This window comes from Streptomyces sp. SCPE 10 (genome assembly GCF_051980735.1).
In the GTDB taxonomy this organism is placed as follows: Bacteria; Actinomycetota; Actinomycetes; order Streptomycetales; family Streptomycetaceae; genus Streptomyces; species Streptomyces misionensis.
Map to the genome: position 1 here is coordinate 3,735,374 of NZ_CP197069.1, position 18,393 is coordinate 3,753,766.

Below are 18,393 nucleotides of genomic sequence, written 5' to 3' on the forward strand. Positions count from 1 at the left end.
AGCCCGCTTCGGCATGCGAGGTGAGGGATGAGGATCGGTGAGCTGGCCCGGCGCAGCGGGGTGAGCGAGCGTTCCCTGCGGTACTACGAGAGTCAGGGGCTGCTGGTCTCCGAGCGGAGTCCCGGCGGGCACCGGGAGTTCGGGGAGTGGGCCGTCGACCGTGTCGTGCGCATCCAGGCGCTGTACGCGGCCGGTCTGCACAGCAAGAAGATCGCGCGGCTGCTGCCCTGCATGCGGGACGCGGACGGCGGGCCGAACGAGTTCGCCACGGCGCGGCTGGTGGACGAGCTGGCCGAGGAGCGCGACCGTATCGACCGCTTGATCGCCGACCTGGTCCGCTCGCGGGAGGTCCTGGACGAGGCGATAGCGGCCGCGTCGGCCGGGCCGCTGTCCCGGCGGGGCGCCTGAGGGTGCTCAGGAGTCGGAGCCGGGCTCGCTCCGGGCCCGTCACTTGCGTGACTGCGCAATCCGACAATCATGGGCCTGGGCTGCGCAGCTTCCTCGGCCACGCTCACGGGTTCCGCGGCCCCGCCCCGGTCAGCCGCGGCCCCGCCCGTAGCGCGCGATGATCCAGGCGGCGCCGCGCTGCGCCAGCACCCTGCGCCGCGCCCGCCGCGAGCGCGGCACACCGAGGGCCAGGGCCGGTGCCGACGCGCTCGCCACCGTTGCCAGGCGGGCGGCGGCGCGCGCCAGTTCGGCCTGCAACTCCCAGCGGCGCGCCGAGGTGCCCGCTCTCAGCAGCGCCGCGTAGCGGCCCTCCACCTCGGCCAGGGCGGCACCCAGCCGCAGATTCGCCTCACGCACCCGCCGGATGTCACCGCGCGACATGGACGCCCTTCCTCCCCCGGGCCACAGGACGCACCCCGGACGACCGCGATTATTGCGCAATTTTGCAAGTCACGGGGGTGCAGGGGCTGGTGTGGGCGCGTCAGTGCGCGCCGACGGCCCGCCCTGCCTCGGCCCAGTTCGCGCGCAGCCGGTCCAGGTACGAGCGGGCCTGGCTGCCCGGGGTGGCGCCGCGGGCGAACGCGAGCATGTTGCCCGCGCCGGTGTTGTAGCCGAGTGCCAGCAGCTCGTCCTTGGTGTAGGGGCCCGCCCAGTGCGCGGGCAGCCGGTCCGCCAGATCGCGCAGGTACCAGGCCTCGGCCTCGATCGCCAGGTCGCGGTCGTCGGGCAGTTCCTCCCAGCGGCGGCCGGCGAAGGGGCGGCCCCGCTTGACCTCGTCGAAGGTGGCGCGGTGCATGTCGGCGATGCCGAAGGCGGCGTCCGGCTTGTACTTCTGCCAGGCCCGCTCGAAGGACGGGTCGTGCGGTTTGTACGACTCGTTGTAGAGGATGGCCATCACCAGCCGGGCGCTGACGCCCGCCTGGCGGGCACGGGCCCGGACCTGGGCGGCGTAGTCGGCGGGGTCGTACCCGGCGGACGCCGGTGCGGGCGGCGGGCTCGATGTGCGCGGTGCGGGCGGCGGGCCCGATGTGCGCGGTGTCGTCCGGGAAGTGGACGGTCCGGCCGACGGGCGGGCCGGCGCCTCGGGCGTGGACGGGGTCCCCGCGGCCCGGACGATGCCGTACAGCACCAGGGCGAGGACCGCCAGGAGCAGCCATCGGCCGCGCCTCGGTGCCGTCGATTCCGCCATGCCCCCGGCCTCCCGCGTCCGTCGTCAGCCGACGCCCTTGTACCGCGGGGGAGCTAAGAGGGGCGTGAGGCGCTGCCGCCGGCCGGGGCGTCCGGTGGCTCGTGGCGCGCCCTGGCGACCAGCAGGGCCGCGGCGTACAGGGCGAGGACGACGCCGAGCAGCGGGTAGGAGACGGCGGGCAGCGGGGCGAGGCCGATCAGCGGGCCGAGCGGGGAGGGCGGCAGCGCCAGGCCGATGACGGCCAGGGCGAGCGCGGCCCGGCCGACGGGTCCGGGACCGCGGCCCCGCGCGGCCCGGCGGCCGGTCCGCAGCAGCACCATCACCAGGGCCTGGGTGAGCAGGTTCTCGGTGAACCAGCCAGCGTGGAAGGCCGGTTCGTCCATTCCCCGGCCGAGGCCGTGCAGGGTGAGGGCGAGCACGGTGAAGGTGGCGACGTCGGCCACGGCGTTGAGCACCCCGAACCCGGTGATGAAGCGCAGCAGTTCGCCGGGGCGCAGTGTGGTGGGGCGGCGCAGTGCGAGGCGGTGCGGGCGGTCGTGGGCGAAGGTGAGCTGGGCGGCGTCGAAGCACAGGTTCTGCGCGAGGACCTGGGCGGGGAGCATCGGCAGGAAGGGCAGCAGCAGACCGGCGCAGAGCATCGCGATCACGTTGCCGAGGTTGGAGGAGAGCGTGATCCGCAGATAGGTGGCGATGTTGGCGCCCGCGTGCCGGCCCGCGTCGATGGCGTGGGCGATCGCGGTGAGGTCCTTCTCGGCGAGCACCACGTCGGCGCACTCCCGGACCGCGTCGGCGCAGCCCTGCGGGGCAATGCCGACGTCGGCGGTGCGCAGCGCGGGCAGGTCGTTGACGCCGTCGCCGAGGAAGCCGACGGTGTGCCCGGCGCGGTGCAGCGCGTGGACCACGCGGGCCTTGTGTTCGGGGGTGCACCGGGCGAACACCGTGGTGCGGGCGACGAGTTCGGTCAGCTCGGCGTCCGTGCGGGCGTCGAGGGCACCGGCGGTCAGTACCGCGTCGTCGGACACCGGGACGCCGAGGTCGCGGCAGGCCCGGACCGCCGTGCCGGGGTGGTCCCCGGTGAGCACCTTGACCGTGACGCCCTGACCGGTGAGGACCTTCAGCGCCTCGGCGGCGGTCGGTGCGAGCGCGTCGCGCAGGGTGACCAGGCCGCGGAAGGCGAGGCCGCGTTCGTCGGCCTCCGTGTAGCCGCGGGCGCGGGCCGGGCGTTCGGCGGTGGCCACGGCCAGAACGCGCGCCCCGCCCTCGGCCTGCCGGGCGGCGAGGGCGCGCAGGCGGACGCGTTCCTCCTCGTCGAGGGCGCAGCGCGTGAGGACGGCCTCGGCGTCCCCCTTGACGACCAGCGTGTGCGTGCCGAGCCGGCCGGGCGTGCGGACGACCGCGGTGGCGAGGCGGCGGCCCGGGGTGAAGGGGAGCGCGGCGACGCCGTCGTGGGCGAGGAGGTCGTCCTCGTCGACCGCGTCGAGGAGCGCCTCGTCCAGGGCGTCGGGCTCGGGCAGGTCGGCGAGTTGCAGGGTCCACCAGGAGTTGAGGGCGGCCCAGCGCAGCACCTCGGGGTCGTCCCGGCCGTCCGGGCCGAGGCCGCGGTCGGCCACGGGCCGGTCCTGGGTGAGCGTGCCGGTCTTGTCCAGGCACAGCACGTCGGCGGCGCCGATGTCGTACAGGGCGGGGAGCCGTCTGACGATCACGCCCCGAGTGCGGGCCAGGAGCGCGGCGCCGCGGGCCAGGCAGGTGGTGACGAGGACCGGCAGCATCTCCGGGGTCAGCCCGACCGCCACCGCGACCGCGAACGGCAGTGTCTCCAGGCCCCGGTCGCGCAGCGCCGCGTTGGCCATCAGCACCAGCGGGGGTGTCAGCAGCATGAACCGGATCAGGATCCAGGAGACGCCGTGTACGGACCGGTCGAAGGCGCTCGGCTGCGGGCGGCCCGGCGCCCGGCCGTGGGCGGCGCCGAACCGGGTGCGCGCGCCGGTCGCGGTGACCACGGCGGTGGCGCTGCCGGAGGCGATGCCGCTGCCCTGGAAGCACCACTGCGGCTGGTCGAACGGCCCGCCGCCCGGCGGTCCCGCGTCGGCGTGCCTGGCGACGGGGGCGGTCTCGCCGGTGAGCGCGGACTGGTGCACGGTCAGTCCGCTCGCGCGCAGCAGCCGTACGTCCGCGGGGACGAGGTCGCCCGGACCGAGGCGGATCACGTCGCCGGCCACGAGGTCCCGCACGGGGATCTCACGGGCGGTGGGTGCCGCCTCCTCGTCGGCGCGCCGCAGCACGGTCGCCGTGGTGGCGACCAGTTCGCGCAGCGCGGCCGTGGACCGGTCGGCCCGGTACTCGCCGGCCGTGCGCAGCGCGCAGCTGACCACGACGAGGAAGAGGATCACCGAGGCGGTGCCCCAGGCGAGGACGGCGGCGGAGACCAGGCCGAGGCAGAGCAGCACCGCCGTGAAGGGATCGCGCAGGCTGCGCACGAAGAGCCGGCCCCGGCCGGCCGCACGCCGGTCCGGCAGGGTGTTCGCGCCGAACCGGGCCAGGCGCGCCTCGGCCTCGGCCTCCGTCAGCCCGCGCGGGCCGGTGTCCAGCCGCCGCAGGACCTCCAGCAGGGTCGGCGCGGCCACACCCGGCCCGCCGGGGGCGGCGTCCGCCGCCCGAACGGCCACCGCGGCGGGCGGCTCGGCGTCCCGGTCGAAGGCCGCGGTGGTCTCAGCCACTGGTCCGGTGCAGAAGCCGGATCGGCGCGGCGCCGTGGTGGGAACGTGCCGTCAGCTGCCCGACCATCACCCTCACCAGCGTCACGACGTCCGGGTCGTCGATGTAGTAGACCTGCCGCCGGCCCTCCCGGCGCGCGCGCACCAGCCCGGCGAGCTTCAGCTTCGCCAGGTGCTGGCTGACGGCGGGCAGGGCGCCGCCCACCCGGTCGGCGAGGTGCGTGACATCGCTCTCCCCCTGCGACAGCGCCCACATCAGATGGAGCCGGACGGACGAGGCGAGCAACCCGAAGGCACCGGCGGCGGCCGCCAGCACCTCGGCCGGCGGATCCTCGAACCCACCGCCGTTCTCCCCCACGACCCGCCGCCCTCCCGTTCCGCACGCGAAGCCGACTCACGTGCCCGGACAGTGTAGGTGCCGGGGCCGGTGGCCGGCCGGGCCGTGCCGTGCGCCGGGGTCCGCCGCGTCAGGCGGGGATGATCCCCGGCCGGAACGGCTCGACGCCGACGATGTGGCGCACGCGCTCCGGCTCGACCAGGACGTGCACCCGCTGCTCGCCCTCGATCAGCCAGGGGTAGCCGTCCAGGCCCAGGTACTTGCGGGCCAGCCGGTCCATGCCGTGCTCGGCCTCCTCGCCCGTCACGAGGCGCACCACGCGGCCGGAGATCTGCACCCGGTCGTAGGGGCTGTCGGCGTCGATGTGGGAGAGGTGGACGCGCGGGTCGTGGCGGAGGTTCTCCTCCTTGATCCGGCCCACCGAGGTGTTGAAGACGATCAGCCCGTCCTCCAGCCCCACCCACATCGGCGTCACATGCGGCGCGCCGTCCGGCGTCACCGTGGCCACGAACCAGAAGTTCGGCGCCTCCAGCCGCCCCCGCACCTGCTCGGTCAACCGCGCCGCCATGCCCGCACCTTTCCTTGATCGTCAACGGTCGGCCCACTCTTTCACGCAACCGCCGACCGCCGGGGCGCCGACCGCCGAACGGCACGGAACACCAGGAACCGTGCGGGTTTCCGACACGATTCCGCCACAGCGACCGGGCCCGGCGCACCGCCCGCACGGTCCCCGCACGCTCCCTCCGCGCCGGGCGGGAGTGCGCACGTCGACGGCCCTTCCGCGGGCGTCCGGTCTCGGTCGGCGGGCCGGTGAAAATATCTTGTTTATCGGTCAAATTCAGGATCGCGCGACAGATGCATGGCCATGCAATCAGGTTCATGACACCCTCGAATGCCCGGCCAGTGCAGGCCCTACCGGCGGGAGGACGCTGGTGGAGTTGGAGATTCGGCTTTCAGGTTCGGTGACACTGTGCGTCGACGGGCGGCACGGGCCGCTGGGCCCCACGAAGACGCGGCTGGCCCTGGCCTCGCTCGCCTGGGACGCGGGCCGGTCCGTGAGCGTGGACAGCCTGGTCCACCGGATCTGGGACGACCACCCGCCGGCCACCGCCCGCGAGACGCTGCACGCCCACATCTCGCGCCTGCGCCGCGCCCTGCGGGCGGCCGGCCCCGACGCGCCGGCCCTCACCAGCCGGACCAACTCCTACGTCCTGCACATCGATCCGGACCGCGTGGATCTGCGCGCCTACACCAGCTGCGTCGAACAGGCCCGTGCGCTCAAGGACAGCGACGACGGCGCGGCCCTGCGACTGCTGGAGCGGGCGGACGCCCACTGGTACGGCGAACCGCTCGCCGGGATCACCGGTTCCTGGCCCGACCACCTGCGCGCGACGGTGGGCGAGACCCGCCTCGGCGCCGCCATGACACGGGCGGAACTCCTCATGGACGCGGGGAAGTTCGCACCGGCCGTGCCCCTTCTCATGCCGTTGCTGGACGAACACCCGGTGGACGAGGCGCTGGTGGGACTACTGGCCGTCGCGCTGTACGGCGCCGGCCGCACGGCGGAGGCGACCAAGCTGCTGCAACGGACCCGGCAGCGGGTCATCCGGGACATCGGCCTGGACGGGGGACGGCGCCTCCACCGCGTCCAGGAGGGCATTCTGGCCGGCGCGCCGGCCGGTGCGCTGTACGGGCGTGCCTCCCGTCACAAGCCCCCCGCCCGGCCGGTCCGGCCCGTGCCGGACAACCTGCCGCGGGACGTGCCCTGGATCGGCCGCCGAGAGGAGCTGCGACGGCTCACCGCGGCCCTGTCCGAGGGCGGGGGCGAGACGGGGCCGGTGGTGGTCATCGAGGGGATGGGCGGGGTCGGGAAGTCGGCCCTCGCCACCCACCTGGGGCATCGACTCGCGGACCGCTATCCGGACGGCCGCTGCTTCATACGGCTCGGTGGCCACGGGGCGGACCGGACGGCCGGCTCCCCGGACCGTGCGCTCACCACGCTGCTGCGGGTGCTCGGCCCGGAGGGCCGCGAGCTGCCCCGGGACACCGAAGAACTCACCGCGCTGTGGCGGTCGCTGGCGCGGGACCGGCGCATGCTGGTGATCCTCGACGACGCCGACTGCTCGGAGCAGGTGCGTCAGCTGATGCCCGGGGCCTCGCCGACCGCGGTCGTGGTGACCAGCCGCCGCCGGCTCACCGGTCTGCCGGGCGCCCGTCCGGTCTCGCTCGCCGTGCTGCCCCCCGAGGACGCGATCGCCCTGTTCATGCGGCGGCTCGGGGCGGGCGGTCGGGCCGACAGGTCCGAGGTCGCCGACATCGTGCACATCTGCGGACATCTGCCGCTGGCGATCGAGATCGCGGCGAGCCGGTTGCTCACGCGGTCGTCATGGACCACGGCGGATCTGCTGAAGCAGCTGGCCGCGGGGGGTGGGCGGATCGATGAACTGCGCGACGGCGAACGCACTTTGGAGCATGTGTTCGCGTTGTCCTATCAGGCGCTCGACACGGAACAGCGGCTGGTCTTCCGCCGGATCAGTCTGCATACCGGAATGGAGTTCGGACCGCATGCGGTGGCGGCACTGACAGGTCTCTCCCTGGCCGCGACGGAACGGGCCCTGGAGCAACTCCTCACCCGCCATCTCCTTACCGAACCCGCGCCGCACCGGTTCACCCTGCACGACCTTTTGCGCAGGTACGCGCGGTCATTGATCGACGAGGAGGAAACGGAGCACGACTCGCGGGCGGCCCTGGAGCGCCTGGCGGCGTTCTACACGAGTGCCGCCGATCGCGCGGATCGTCTCGTACATCCCTACCGATCCCGTACGAGCCCGGACTCCGCCGAATGGACCACACTGCCGGAGTTCGAAGACGTACATGCGGCCCAGCACTGGCTGGACGGCGAAAGCGGGAATCTGTCGGACACCCTGGACTGGTTCATCCGGAACGGTTCGGAACGCCAACTCGCGCTGGCCGTCCACGTATTGACGGGACTGCTCGACATGCGCGGGCATCCGGCCGCGACGGAGCCGCTGCTGCGACGGGCGGTCGACCACTGGGCCGCCGTGGGCGACAGAGGGGCGCGGGCCCGGGCCCTGCTCGACCTCGGCGTGGCGCACGGCCATCACTCCCGCTACGAGGAGGCGATCGCGGCCGAACGGGAGGCACTGGAGCTGGCCCGGGCACTGGGGGACCCGGAACTGGAGATCGAATGCGTCAACCAGATATGCATTCCGTTGTGGCAGACGGGCCAGTACGAACTGATGCGCGATCTTCAAAAACAGATCCTTGATTCCCTTCTGCAAATAGGCGACAGACTCCAGACAGCACGCAGTTACAACATCCTGGGGGTCACCCACCTCCACCTGTCGGAGATCGACTCGGCGCGGCAGTATTTCGACCGCGCACTGACCGAGTTCACCTCCATAAACAATGAGCGGGGAATCTTCAGCACGCTCAACAACATGGCCGAACTCGCCACCAGGACAGGTGACTGGAAAGGCGCCGAGCAGGCTTACCGAAAGGCCATTTCACTGGCGTTGCGAAGGTCCGACAAAAGGGAGCTGGAAACGCTCCGGATGAACCTGGCCAACGCCTTGATCGGCTTGGGCGAAACGGACGAAGCCCTGTCTCTCTCGCAGCACAGCCTGGACTTCTTCCGCGCCGTGGGCGACCGGCGGCGCGAGGCCATCGCGCTCAACCGAATCGGCCGGGCCCACCGCTCGGCCGGCCGCAGTGAGCAGGCCATACCCCTGCATGTCGCCGCGCTCGCCCTGGCCCGGCGCATCAACGCCGCGGGCGAGGTGGTCGACGCGGCCCACGACGCCGCCCTGGCCCACATGGACACCGGCCGGACGGCACAGGCGCTGGCATATGCCAAAGAAAGTTGCCAAATGAGTATGCGCATTGGCGCCCACGCGGAGGCGGACCGCGCGTCGCGGATCATCACGACCTTGCAGGGGGGCAGGCGGGAAGGCGCGGGCTGACCAGTCCTTTCGGACTTGCCTGTATCCGATTTCGCTCGTGGGCTCGAATAGTGTGTAATGGCGCCAGTGCCTAGATCATCCGGCACCCGACGCCTGATGCCATCACGCGTGCGCCGAATTTCCCACTCCCCGAGAGAACAGCGCCAATGGAAGCCATTTTTCTTACCCTTATTTGCGTGCCCATGACATGCATGCTTTTCTGAACAACCCTTCCCCGACGTTGCCCGGATGAAGCCACGCGCGAAGGGCTGAGGCTCAGGGGTACAGCAGGTGCAGCCGGCCCGGTTCGGCCGCCATCCGCAGCGGGGCGCGCACCTCGCGCACCGGAGTGCCGTCCAGGTCCAGCCGGTGGCCGCCCGCGGCCCGTTCGAAGCGCAGCCGCCGTACCCGGCGCATGCCGAAGGAGTCACCGCGCACCTCCAGCAGCCCCGACCCGGTGACCGTGACACACAGGGGACGGCCGCCCGGCATGGTGATCTTCTCGTTGTCGAGGATCAGCCGGGCGGGCCCGGGGTCGGGGCGCAGGGACACCAGACCCACGCGGTGCAGGGCGAGTTCATAGCCCCGGTCGGCGAGATGGATGCCGATGACGGCGCTCCGCCGGCCGCCGAGCGCGCCCGGCTCGCCGCCCGCCGCGCCCTCGGGGCGTTCGGTCAGCAGCGGCAGCCGCCATAACGCCGCGGCCCGCATCGCCTGCTCCGGGCGCACGCCCGGCGTGTGCAGCAGCAGCCCCACCCCGCGCACCGGCAGGCCGTACGTGCCGCCGCGCTCGCCGGGCTCCGGCAGCGGGCTCAACTCGGTGCTGTGCACGCCCCGTTCGGCCAGCCGGGCGCGCAGGGCACCGGCCCGCTGGCGATCCGACTGGTGCCGGCCGCGTACGACGCCGAGGGTGGAGCGCGTCGCGGGCAGGGCGCCGGCGAGCCGCACGGCCGCGAACAGCAGGCGCGGAACTCCCGGTGTCTCCCGGGCGGGCACGGCGTCGAGGGGCGAGGTCGAGTGCGGCATGCGGGCTCCTTGCGCGCTCGGGACGGAGCGAACGCGGCCGCCGACACGGCACGACCCATGGCGGCACCCGGTCGTTCGCCCCCAACGTAGTGCGAGAACGCGCCCGGTGTGAAGCCGACCGAGGGCCGGGTGAACACGGCCCGACCCGCGCGTGTCCTGGGAATTGCCGGACACCACCGCACCCCCGGAGACCTTCGGACACCGCGACCGCCGCCGCGCCCTGCCGCCGCGTGCACGAGGACGCCCCGAAGCCCCTGCGCCACCGTCACCGCCACCCCGTCCCGGCCCGGCGACACCGACCCGGCGTCGAGCACCCGCGGCCGGCGGGCGCGGGCGCGGCCCGGTGGCCGCTCAGGCGGCCGTGCCGACCGCCGGGTCCGCCGTCCGCCGCGCGGCCGGCGCGACCGGGCGGACGCGGGCCGGCAGCAGCAGCGGGTGGGCGACGCCCCAGGCGGCGCCCTTGCAGATCGCCTCCTTGTAGCGGGCGGCGAGGCGTCCGGTCAGGGCCCGGTCGACGGCGCGGTCGTCGGCGGTGACGAACTGGATCAGGCCGTCCTTGCGGCCGAGGGAGACGCACTGCTGGTAGTAGCGCACCGCGGTGGTGGGCACCTTCGTCCCGGTCAGCCGGGCCACGAGGGCGTCGGCGGCCTGCCAGGCGCCGGGCACGCCCGAGGCGCACGACATCCGCAGCGGCTTGTCGCCGGGGCCCATGGCGAGGGCCGCGTCCCCGACGGCGTACACGTCCGGGTGCGAGACCGAGCGCATGGAGGCGTCGACCACGATCTGCCCGCTGTCGCCGGTCTCCAGGGTGGTGGCCCGCGCGATCGGGTGGACGGCGAAGCCGGTGGTCCAGACGGTGGCCAGGGACGCGATGCCGGTGCCGTCGGCGGTGGTGACGCGGTCGGGCGCGACGGCGGTGACGGTGGTGTGTTCGTGCACGGTGATGCCGAGCCGGTCGCAGACCTCGCGCACATGGCGGCGGCCCTTGGGCGAGAGCCAGTCGCCGAGGGCGCCGCGCGCGACGAGGGCGACGGCCAGGTCCGGGCGGGTCTCGGCGAGTTCGGTCGCGGCCTCCAGTCCGGTGAGCCCGGCGCCGACCACGACCACGGGCGCCCCCGCGTCGAGGCGGGCCAGCCGTTCGCGCAGCCGCAGCGCGCCGGGGCGGCCGGCGACGTCGTAGGCGTGCTCGGCGACTCCGGGGACGCCCTGGTCGTGCCCGGTGCTGCCGAGGGCGTAGACGAGGCTGTCGTAGGGCAGTTCCTCCCGGGCGCCCCGCGCGTCGGCCACGGTCACGGTCTTGCGGTCGGCGTCCACTCCGGTGACCTTCGCGAGCCTCAGTGCCACGCCGGTGCCCGCGAACATCGCGTCCAGGGGCCGGGGCGTGAGGTCCTGCCCGGCGGCGAGCTGGTGCAGCCGGACCCGCTCGACGAAGTCGGGCTCGGCGTTGACGAGGGTGATGGCGACGTCCTCGCGGCGCAGCCGGCGGGCGATGCGGCCGGCGGCGATGGCTCCGGTGTATCCGGCCCCGAGGACGATGATGCGGTGCTGCATTGCCTGCTCCTGTCGCTCGTGCGTGCGCCGCGTCGTGCGCGGTTCGCCCCTTGAACCGGGCGGCCCGCCGTTTCCTGACAGAAGTGTGCTGTGACGCCGGTCACCTATGGATCAGAAGAGGCTGAGCACGGGTTCGCCATGGTCGCCGGCCGCCCACCGCCGGGTCGCGCGGACCAGCTTGTCCGGGTTGACCTGGCTGCGGAAGGCGGTGATGCCCTGCTCGGTGATCTCCAGGCAGGTGACGCCGATGACCCGGCCGTCGAGCACCACCACGATGGCGGGCATGCCGTTGGCGGCCACCACATGGACGTCGGGGGAGCCGCCGACCAGGTTGCGCTTGGCCTTGCCCGGCTTGAACAGGCCCCGCATGAACGTCGCGACCGCGCGGGCCCCCTCGAACGCCCGCGCGCGGGCCGGGACCTTGCCGCCGCCGTCGCCGATCGCGAAGACGTCCTCGGTGAGCAGCCGCACCAGCGGTTCGGTACGGCCGCTGGTGGCCGCGGCGAGGAACTCGTCCACGATCCGCCGGGCGGCCGCCTCGTCGATCTCGGCGCGGGCCCGGCCGCTCGCGACGTGCTTCTTGGCGCGGTGGAAGATCTGCTGGCTGGCGGACTCGGTGAGGTCGAGGATCTCCGCGATCTCCCGGTGCGGGTAGTCGAACGCCTCGCGCAGCACGTACACCGCGCGCTCGTTGGGGGTGAGCCGCTCCAGCAGGGTGAGCACGGCGTACGACACCGACTCGCGCTGCTCGGCGGTGTCGGCGGGGCCCAGCATCGGGTCCCCGGCGAGCAGCGGCTCGGGCAGCCACGCGCCGACGTAGGTCTCGCGGCGGGCGCGGGCCGACGTCAGCTGGTTGAGGCACAGGTTGGTGAGCACCTTGGTCAGCCAGGCCTCGGGGACCTCGATGCGCCCGGTGTCGGCGCCCTGCCAGCGCAGGAACGTCTCCTGTACGACGTCCTCGGCCTCGCTCGCCGAGCCGAGCAGGCGGTAGGCGAGGGCCTCCAGCCGGTGCCTGGACGCCTCGAACCGGTCCACTTCGCTCGCCGTCAGGGCCATGACCGGGATCCTAGCCCGCGCCAACCCCGGTGGCCCATGGCGGAGTTGTGGGCCCCGGGCGTGCCGGGACCCGTCCGGCGCGGGTTCAGCCGATCCGGACCGTCGCCCCGACCGGGAGGTGGCCGCCGGGGGCGCCGGTGTCAAGGGTGCGCGTCCGCGCCGGGCGCACGGTCCGCGGTCCGCATGCCCCGCAGCGGGGACAGCGCCGCGGGCAGGAAGCTCAGGGTCATGCCGGCCGCGGCGAGCCACAGGGTGGTCCGCGCGCCGACCGCCGTGCCCGAGGCGCCGCCGAGGAGGCCCCCGAGCGGGAGGCCGCCCCAGGAGACGAACCGGGCGGTCGCGTTCATCCGGCCCAGCAGCCCGTCCGGGGTGAGCGCCTGCTGGAAGCTGGACTGGGCGACGACGCGCACGACCCCGCCGAAGGACAGCGCCGCCAGTCCGGCCGCCGCCGCGTACACGCCGGCGCCGCCCGGGTGTGCCAGGGGCGTCAGCACGGTGAGCGGGCAGGTCAGCAGGGGCGCCAGCCAGATGACCCGCCCCTGCCCGAGCCGGCGCGCGAGACGGGTGGCCGTCAGCGCGCCCAGCAGGGCGCCGCAGCCCATGCCGGACAGGATCAGCCCGACCCCGCTCGCGTCGAGTCCCAGCCGCCGTTCCAGGAAGAGCAGGAGCATGGTCTGGTACATGGCCAGGAAGAGGTTGAAGAGGGCGTCGCCGAGGACGGTCGCGCGCAGGGCCGGACGGGCGAGCACGAAGCGCAGGCCCGCCAGGACCTCCCGGCGCAGCCGCGGACGGGCGGCCGGCCGCGGCTTGTCCTCGCGACCCCGGATGGCGAGCGCCAGCAGGGCCGACGCGGTCATCCCGGCGCTGCTCGCCACCAGGGTCGGGGCCGCTCCCAGGCCGCCGACCAGCGGGCCCGCGAGCGCCGGCCCGCTGATGCTGGTCACCGAACGGACCGCGGACAGCGTGGAGTTGCCCTCCAGCAGCCGGTCGCGGCCGACCAGACGGGGCAGGTAGCCGGCGTAGGAGACGTCGAAGAGGACGCCGAGCAGACCGTGCGCCAGGGCGACCGCGTAGAGCCAGGGCACGGTCAGCGCCCCGGCCCACCAGGCCACGGGGACCGACAGGAGGACCAGGGCCCGGGCGAGGTCGGTGCCGATCAGCAGCGGGCGTTTGCGCACCCGGTCCACCCAGGCGCCGGCCGGCAGCCCGACGAGGAGGGAGCCGGCGGTGGTCGTCGCGGTCAGCAGGCCGATCTGGAACGCGTCGGCGTCCAGCGCCGTGATGGCGACGAGCGGCAGGGCCAGGAAGACGACGCGGTCGCCGAGCTGGCCGAGGGCGGTGGCGGCGCACAGGAGGCGGAAGTCCCGGTCGCGCAGCAGACCGGGCCTGCGGGAAGGAGTCATGAGGACGGCTGCCGCCTCTGGTCGACGGCGAACTCGTAGAGCACCTCCCGGCGCGCGTCCGGGATGACGATGTCGGCGGTCTCCACCGGGCGGCCCCCGGCGTCGTAGAGGGTCCGCTCGATGCGGAGCACCAGGTCGCCGACGGCGATGCCGAGCAGATGGGCCTGCTCCCGGGTGGCGCGGGCCGGGCGGGGCAGTTCGGCCACGGTCTCGACGCTCACCCCGATGGCGCGCATCCGCTCGACCACCCCCTTGCCGGCCAGCGGTCCCTGTTCCGGCAGCACGACGGGGGTGCCGCCGGTCAACGCCAACGGCTCCCAGGAGTGCGAGAGCTGGACGGGAACGCCGTCGGCGAGGAACTCGTAGTGCGTGCTGACGCAGAGGTCGCCGGGCGCGATGGCGAGCCGCCCGGCGATCGCCTCCGGTGCCGGGACGCGCACCCGGGTGCGGAAGTCCCAGGCGCCCGCGCGGCCCCGCTCGGTCAGCGCGGTGGCCGGATGACCGCTGCGGCCGTGGCGGCGGGCACGGACCATGGGCAGCCGCTCGCGGGGCGTGCGGACGTACGTCCCCGAGCCCGCGCGCCCTTCGAGCAGGCCCTCGGCGATCAGCCGGTCCACGGCCCGCTGGACGACATTGCGCCCGACGCCGTACGCCACCGCGAGCCGCGCCCGGGACGGCAGCCGCCCGCCGACCGCCCACTCCCCGGCGACGATCCGCGCGCGCAGCGCGTCGGCCACGGCGAGGTAGGGCGCCTCTCGGGGCATGGCGGGTCTCCGGTGCGGTCGGGGAGTTCGCAGGGCTCCGGAAAGCTACTGCACCGGGGAGAAGCTGCTGGATCAGCACTGCGCTCCGTGGCCCGCCGCGCTTCGGCGCACCCCTTACGCGGTGCCCGCGGCCAGGAACTCGACCACCGCCAGCACGAACAGCAGGCACAGGGCGATGCCGAGCACCACCCATCCCGTGGGGTGGGGCCACAGCGCGCAGGCCGCCACGGCGGCGGCCACCGGCAGCCAGGTGAACCAGGCGCGGTGGCGGCGCACGAACGGCCCGGCCGGGCCGGTGCGCAGTCCCGCGCGGCCGGCGGTCGCCCTGGTCGCGCCGATGCCGGAGTTCCACAGGCCCCGGACGAGCCCGGCCCGCCGTCCGGTGCCGGTGAGCCAGGCGCCCAGGGCGATCACCACGGCGAGCACGATCACCGTGCGCACGGCGGTCGCCAGGAACCGGGTCAGGGTGTCGTAGACCGCGCCGGCCGCGGCCGGGGAGACGTCGGCGGGCAGCCGGTCGAGGTAGAACCCGCGCAGGACCCGCAGCCCGATGCCGAGCAGGGCGGTGGCGACGGCCGCGCCGAGACAGCCCGCGGCCAGGGCCCGGCGCCGCCGCCGGGACAGCAGCACCCCGGCGGCGATCAGCACGACGGCGAGCACCGGCAGCCAGTTCCCGGCGATGCGCAGCAGCCGGAGGTACGTGCGCGCCGTGCCGACCTGGTGGGACTGGAGCAGGGTGAACTCGGCGTGCGGAGTGGGCAGACGGGCGGCGAAGGCCATGCCGTCGCCGACCAGGCGCCGCTTCACGTCGTCCACCAGGGGCGCGAGGTCGAGGGTCACGGTGTCGTCGGTCAGCCGGACCGCGCCGGTGCCGGTGAGGGTCCTGTCCAGGACGCCGTGCGCCCGGCGGTTGGCGTCGGTCCAGACGGTGGCGAAGGCGGGGGACGCGGCGGCCTTGCGGGCCCGGTCGTGCACGAATTCCCGCACCGCGCCCTGGAGCGCGCCGCCGAGTCCGGTGCCCAGCGCCTTCTCCAGGGCGGGCCGGTCCTTCGGCGCCACTCCGGCCAGCAGGTCCGGCAGGTGGATGTGGGCCATGAGCGCGTCGGTGGCCCGGTCGGCGGCGGCCTCCTGCACGGCGGGGTCGGAGGCGAGCGGCGCGACGGTGGCGACATAGCGGTCGGTGTCGCCCACCAGGTCGGCGGCCCAGGTGGCGACGACGGCGAGCGGCACGAGGAGGCAGCCGAGGACGAGGAGCAGGCCGCCGAGGGCGGAGGCGAGGCCGCGGCGGACCCCGCGCCCGCGCCGGGCCGGCTCCGGGCGGCCGGGGCCGCCGGGGGTCGCGTCGTTCGTCACCGCGCACCTCCGCACCGTACGGATCGTTCCGGGCCGCCGCCGAAGGCTGCTCCGGCTGCCAGCGGAACGCCGTCCGGGCGCGGGCGCGAGCAGGGCGGAGCCGTTCGGGTCACGGGGAGGCGCGCCGGGATGCGGGGACCTGATATCGTCTACATATTTGTAGACGTTTACCTTGGAGACGTCCGAGCTTCATCCGTACGTCCGATCTGTGTCCGCTCCCGTTCTCACGGAGCGCACGGCACATGCTGCACGGCCCGGAGACCCATTTGATGACGACCTCTTCCCCGACCGCCCTGGCGCTCGACGGCGCGGCGATAGACGGCGGCCTCTACACCGACGTCACCGACTTCGCCCGGCACACGCACTGGCTGAACGAGCCGGCGACGGTGTTCAGCTCCATCGGCATCGGCCTGTTCGTGGTGTACCTGCTGGCGGCCTGGTGGCGGGCGCGGGGGCAGGGCAGCACCGCGATGGCCGCCGTGCTGGCGACGCCGATCGCGGTCGTCCTCGCCTACGTGGTCAACAGCGGGATCAAGGACGTCTTCGTGGAACCCCGGCCGTGCCGGGCGCTCCCGCACGACTTCCTCCTGGAGGCGTGCCCGGCGCCCGACGACTACGCCTTCCCCAGCAACCACACCACCGTCGCCTTCGCCTTCGCGGTGGCGCTGCTGCTGATCGCCCGCGGGCTCGGCTCCCTCGCCCTGATCACCGCGATCGCGATGGGCGCCTCCCGGGTGTACGTCGGCGCGCACTACCCGCACGACGTGGCCGTGGGCGCGCTGGTCGGCAGCGTGGTCTCGCTGATCACCGTCCTGGTGCTGCGCCGTCTCGCGCCACCGCTGGTCGACCGGCTGCGCACCGGCGCGCTGCGCCCGCTGCTGTCGTCACAGCCGGACCGTCAGCGCCGTCACGCACGGCCCACCCCGGAACCGGGATCGTCGCGCCCCTGATCCTCGACCTCCTCCCGGGTGTGCGTCGGCGCGTGCTACCCGCACGACGTGGCCGTGGACGCGCTGGTCGGCAGCATGGTCTCGCCGATCACCGTCCTGGTGCCGCGCCGTCTCGCGCCACCGCTGGTCGACCGGCTGCGCACCGGCGCGCTGCGCCCGCTGCCGTCGCACAGCCGTCCTGACGCCCGACCGGGCCGTGCGCGTCGTACGCACGGCCCTCGCCGCGCCGGACCACTACCGTCGTCCGGCATGACCCACTCCGGCACCGAGATCACCGCGGACCTGATCCGCGACCTCCTCCGGGCCCGCCACCCGGACCTGGCCGAACGGCCCCTGCGGCTGGGCGCGCGCGGCTGGGACAACCAGCTGTGGCGGCTCGGCGACGACCTCGCGGTCCGGCTGCCGTGGGCGACCGCCGACGCGGACACGCTGCTGCGCAAGGAGCACGCCTGGCTGCCCCTGCTCGCCCCGCGCCTCCCCCTGCCGGTGCCCGTCCCCCGGCACCTGGGCGAGCCCTCCGACCGGTTCCCGCGCCCCTGGCTCGTCACCACCTGGCTGCCGGGCACCCCCGCCGACCTGGCCCCCGCGACCCGCGCCCGGGAGGCCGCCGACGCCCTGGCCGCCTTCCTGACCGCGCTGCACGAGCCCGCCCCCGCCGACGCGCCCGCCGGCCGCGACCGGGGCGGCAGCCTGGCCGGCCACGACGCGCGGGTCCGCGGCGGCCTCGCCCACGCCGCCGAGCTGGGCCTGCTGTCCGCCGGGACGGTGCGCGCGGCCCGCGCGCTGTGGGCGGACGCCGTCGCCGCGCCCGCGTGGCCGGGCCCGGCGGTCTGGCTGCACGGCGATCTGCACGCGGCCAACGTGCTCACGGCGGACGGCACCTTCTGCGGGGTGATCGACTTCGGAGACCTGTGCGCGGGCGACCCGGCCTGCGACCTGGCCGCCGCCTGGACCCTCCTGCCGGACGGCGCCGCCGACCGTTGCCTCGCCGCGTACCGCCCGGCCCCCGGCCCCGCGACCGTGCGCCGGGCGCGCGGCTGGGCCCTGGTGCGCGCCCTCGGCTGCCTCCTGATCTCCGCGGCCGACCACTCCGGCCGCAAACCCGCCTGGGGCCCGCCGGCCCGTGCGGCCCTGCGCCGGCTGACCGCCACCCGCTGAACGGGCGGGCCCCGGACGGTGTCACTCCGCGAGGCGGTAGACCGTGGACTCGCGGGGGCGGAAGCCGACGCGGTCGTAGAGGCGGTTCGCGGCGGTGCGGTCGGGGCGGGAGGTGAGGTCGACCGTGCGCGCCCCCGCCTTCCGGGCGAGCCGCACGGCCTCTTCGAGCAGCAGCCCCGCCACACCCCGGCCGCGCGCGGCGCCGTCGACCACCACGTCCTCCACCCGGGCCCGCAGCCCGGACGGCAGCGGCAGCAGCACCAGGACCAGGGCGCCCACGATCGCCTCGGGGGTCCGGGCGACCAGCACCGTGTTGGCGTCGCAGGCCACCATCCGGTCGATCGCGGCGCGGTCCAGGGGCTCGGCGGTCCGGGACAGCTGCGGAAGCAGCCTGCCGAAGGCGTCGACGAGCTCCTGGCCCGCCTCCCGGACGACCTCTACACGGATATCCATGCCGGGAGGATACCGATCACCGAACCGGGA

At 74.7% G+C, this 18,393-nt stretch carries 16 protein-coding genes; 4 read left to right on the forward strand and 12 right to left on the reverse strand.

The features are described 5' to 3' along the window. Window positions 1–27: 27 nt before the first annotated feature. A complete protein-coding gene (locus ACSP97_RS17380) occupies window positions 28–408 on the forward strand; it encodes a MerR family transcriptional regulator (protein ID WP_355146286.1) in 381 nt (126 codons plus the stop codon). 129 nt (window positions 409–537) lie between these two features. Here ACSP97_RS17380 and ACSP97_RS17385 read toward each other — a convergent pair whose 3' ends face one another. The 5 genes from ACSP97_RS17385 to ACSP97_RS17405 form a co-directional block, all read right to left on the reverse strand. Beyond that, the gene (locus ACSP97_RS17385; protein WP_440558211.1) at window positions 538–828 is read right to left on the reverse strand and encodes a hypothetical protein; all 291 of its coding nucleotides are present in this window, start codon (window positions 826–828) and stop codon (window positions 538–540) included. Between the two features lie 100 nt (window positions 829–928). Next, a complete protein-coding gene (locus ACSP97_RS17390) occupies window positions 929–1,636 on the reverse strand; it encodes a lytic transglycosylase domain-containing protein (RefSeq protein ID WP_382008519.1) in 708 nt (235 codons plus the stop codon). Window positions 1,637–1,689: 53 nt separating this feature from the next. Continuing rightward, complete coding sequence (gene mgtA / locus ACSP97_RS17395) at window positions 1,690–4,353, reverse strand: magnesium-translocating P-type ATPase (RefSeq protein WP_440558213.1); 2,664 nt, start codon at window positions 4,351–4,353, stop codon at window positions 1,690–1,692. Further along, window positions 4,346–4,708, reverse strand: a complete 363-nt coding sequence (locus tag ACSP97_RS17400) for an ArsR/SmtB family transcription factor (protein WP_358270149.1) — start codon at window positions 4,706–4,708, stop codon at window positions 4,346–4,348. Before ACSP97_RS17400 ends, mgtA begins: the two co-directional genes overlap by 8 nt. A gap of 109 nt (window positions 4,709–4,817) precedes the next feature. Then, window positions 4,818–5,255 (reverse strand): PPOX class F420-dependent oxidoreductase, encoded by a 438-nt coding sequence (locus ACSP97_RS17405; protein ID WP_355146293.1) that lies wholly within the window; start codon window positions 5,253–5,255, stop codon window positions 4,818–4,820. Between the two features lie 364 nt (window positions 5,256–5,619). Between ACSP97_RS17405 and ACSP97_RS17410 the strand changes: the two genes are divergently transcribed. Continuing rightward, on the forward strand, window positions 5,620–8,670 hold the full coding sequence (locus ACSP97_RS17410) for an AfsR/SARP family transcriptional regulator (RefSeq protein ID WP_440558216.1): 3,051 nt from the start codon (window positions 5,620–5,622) through the stop codon (window positions 8,668–8,670). 255 nt (window positions 8,671–8,925) lie between these two features. On the opposite strand, the gene ACSP97_RS17415 is transcribed toward ACSP97_RS17410, so the two are convergent. From ACSP97_RS17415 to ACSP97_RS17440, 6 genes are all read right to left on the reverse strand, one after another. Next, window positions 8,926–9,675, reverse strand: coding sequence for a hypothetical protein (locus tag ACSP97_RS17415; RefSeq protein WP_440558218.1), 750 nt, complete (start codon window positions 9,673–9,675; stop codon window positions 8,926–8,928). A gap of 351 nt (window positions 9,676–10,026) precedes the next feature. After that, window positions 10,027–11,226 (reverse strand): NAD(P)/FAD-dependent oxidoreductase, encoded by a 1,200-nt coding sequence (locus ACSP97_RS17420; protein ID WP_355146299.1) that lies wholly within the window; start codon window positions 11,224–11,226, stop codon window positions 10,027–10,029. A 111-nt stretch (window positions 11,227–11,337) separates the two neighbouring features. Beyond that, window positions 11,338–12,282, reverse strand: coding sequence for an RNA polymerase sigma-70 factor (locus tag ACSP97_RS17425; RefSeq protein ID WP_355146301.1), 945 nt, complete (start codon window positions 12,280–12,282; stop codon window positions 11,338–11,340). A 140-nt stretch (window positions 12,283–12,422) separates the two neighbouring features. After that, a complete protein-coding gene (locus ACSP97_RS17430) occupies window positions 12,423–13,685 on the reverse strand; it encodes an MFS transporter (protein ID WP_440558220.1) in 1,263 nt (420 codons plus the stop codon). Further along, on the reverse strand, window positions 13,682–14,449 hold the full coding sequence (locus tag ACSP97_RS17435; RefSeq protein ID WP_355146305.1) for a GntR family transcriptional regulator: 768 nt from the start codon (window positions 14,447–14,449) through the stop codon (window positions 13,682–13,684). The genes ACSP97_RS17430 and ACSP97_RS17435 overlap by 4 nt, the downstream gene beginning before the upstream one ends. Before the next feature lie 114 nt (window positions 14,450–14,563). After that, window positions 14,564–15,802, reverse strand: a complete 1,239-nt coding sequence (locus ACSP97_RS17440; RefSeq protein ID WP_358673473.1) for a hypothetical protein — start codon at window positions 15,800–15,802, stop codon at window positions 14,564–14,566. Window positions 15,803–16,071: 269 nt separating this feature from the next. Here ACSP97_RS17440 and ACSP97_RS17445 point away from each other — a divergent pair, with 269 nt between their 5' ends. Beyond that, window positions 16,072–16,752 carry a phosphatase PAP2 family protein gene (locus ACSP97_RS17445; RefSeq protein WP_355146309.1) on the forward strand — a complete coding sequence of 227 codons (681 nt, stop codon included), beginning with the start codon at window positions 16,072–16,074 and terminating at the stop codon, window positions 16,750–16,752. 249 nt (window positions 16,753–17,001) lie between these two features. Further along, window positions 17,002–17,910 carry an aminoglycoside phosphotransferase family protein gene (locus tag ACSP97_RS17450; RefSeq protein WP_355322389.1) on the forward strand — a complete coding sequence of 303 codons (909 nt, stop codon included), beginning with the start codon at window positions 17,002–17,004 and terminating at the stop codon, window positions 17,908–17,910. 21 nt (window positions 17,911–17,931) lie between these two features. On the opposite strand, the gene ACSP97_RS17455 is transcribed toward ACSP97_RS17450, so the two are convergent. Further along, a complete protein-coding gene (locus ACSP97_RS17455; protein ID WP_355528668.1) occupies window positions 17,932–18,363 on the reverse strand; it encodes a GNAT family N-acetyltransferase in 432 nt (143 codons plus the stop codon). Between the last annotated feature and the right edge of the window lie 30 nt (window positions 18,364–18,393).